The sequence below is a fragment of the Ancylobacter oerskovii genome, from assembly GCF_018390555.1.
GTDB classification, from domain to species: domain Bacteria; phylum Pseudomonadota; class Alphaproteobacteria; order Rhizobiales; family Xanthobacteraceae; genus Ancylobacter; species Ancylobacter oerskovii.
In genome coordinates, this window is sequence record NZ_JAHBGB010000029.1 from 1 (window position 1) to 1,470 (window position 1,470).

The 1,470-nt window shown below is 70.2% G+C and carries 2 protein-coding genes and 1 pseudogene; all 3 read right to left on the reverse strand.

The features are described from left to right. Positions 1 to 904, reverse strand: a 904-nt coding sequence (locus tag KHC19_RS13050) for an NAD(P)/FAD-dependent oxidoreductase (RefSeq protein WP_213352807.1), incomplete at its 3' end; no start/stop codon positions are given. A 7-nt stretch (positions 905 to 911) separates the two neighbouring features. Further along, complete coding sequence (locus KHC19_RS13055; RefSeq protein ID WP_213352808.1) at positions 912 to 1,250, reverse strand: c-type cytochrome; 339 nt, start codon at positions 1,248 to 1,250, stop codon at positions 912 to 914. After that, positions 1,250 to 1,470: pseudogene (locus KHC19_RS13060) on the reverse strand (xanthine dehydrogenase family protein molybdopterin-binding subunit); the annotation flags it as partial. The pseudogene KHC19_RS13060 and the gene KHC19_RS13055, both read right to left, overlap by 1 nt.

Here is a 1,470-nt window from a genome sequence, read left to right on the forward strand (position 1 = left end):
TCGACACGAGGCGGGATTCGAAGGTCATCGGGTCGATCGGACACCAGCCGGTCTGGTCGGCGACGCCAATGGCGGTCGCGATGGCACCTGCCCGCTGCGGCGGGATGACGTTGACGACCGCCGCCTTGTGGCTGCCGAACTCGGTGGTGAGCGTGCGCCCGGGCGCGTCGACCTCGGTGACCTTGCCGCCGAAGGAAAGGCTCACCCATTCCACCAGCCCCGGATAGAGCTCTGTCCAGGCCTGTTCGAACAGGCGCTGCTTGGAGAAGGCGTCCTTGGCGTCGAGGATGAGCAGCTTGGAGCGCGGCTTGCGGGTCTGGAGGAAGTGGGCGATCAGGCTCGCCCGCTCATAGGGGCCGGGTGGGCAGCGGAACGGGTTCGGCGGAGCGGAGATGACGACGAGGCCGCCATCCTCCATCGCTTCCAACTGGCGGCGCAGCAGCAGCGTCTGCTCGCCCGCCTTCCAGGCATGCGGCAGCAGTTCGGCGGCGGCGGCGTCATAGCCGGGGATGGCGTCGAGGCGCATGTCGATGCCCGGTGCGACGACGAGCCGGTCATAGTCGAGCATGACATCGTCGGCGAGCACCGCACGGCGCCGGGCGGCGTCGACCCGCACCACGCGCTGCGGCACATGGACGATGCCGTCGTCCTCCAGCCCGCGATAGCCGAAATGCTGGGCGCCGATGTCGCGCAGGCCGGCGATCACCGCATTGCTCATCGGGCAGGCGGTGTAGTGCTCGCTCGGCTCGACGAGGGCGACGGCGATAGTGGGATCCTCGCGCTTGAGCGCGCGGGCGAAGCTTGCGCCGGCAAAGCCGCCGCCGACCACGACGACGCGCGGGCCTGTTTGCGCCAGCACCGTGGGCGCTCCGAGCATGGCGGCGCCGGCGGCGAAGCCGCGCAAGAGGCTCCTACGGCTGAGCCGGTGCAGGGGAAGCCGGTGCAGCCGAGCCGGCCGGGGTGTTGCCGCCGGCGGCGAAATAGTCGGCGATGGCGCGGATTTCCTCATCGCTGAACCCCTTGGCGATGCGCGTCATCACGGTGGACGTGCGCTCGCCGCTGCGGAAGGCGGTCATCTGCGAGACGATCTGCTCAGCCGGCCGTCCGTTCAAGCTCGGAATCGGCCCGCGCCCGGCGGTGCGCGGGTGGCAGCCGGTGCAGGAGGTGGCCCCGCGCGGCGGCGCGGCCTCGGCCGGCGCCATGGGCACGGCCACCCACAGCGCCGGCAGCAGTAAAAGCATGAAGCGCATCAGGCAAACTCATGATTCTTGAGCGGCAGGGTACGATAGCGCTTGCCCGTCGCCGCGAAGAGCGCGTTGAGTACCGCCGGGCCGGCGACCGCGATGGTCGGCTCGCCGACCCCGCCCCAGAAGCCGCCGGAAGGCACGAGGATGGTCTCGACCGCGGGCATCTGCGCAAGGCGCATCACCTCATAGGTGTCGAAGTTTTCCTGCTCCATGCGCCCGCCCT

What these genes read in the sequence shown, in the direction of transcription:
- KHC19_RS13055 (WP_213352808.1), bottom strand. Translation starts at nt 1,250, where the DNA reads ATGCGCTTCATGCTTTTACTGCTGCCGGCGCTGTGGGTGGCCGTGCCC.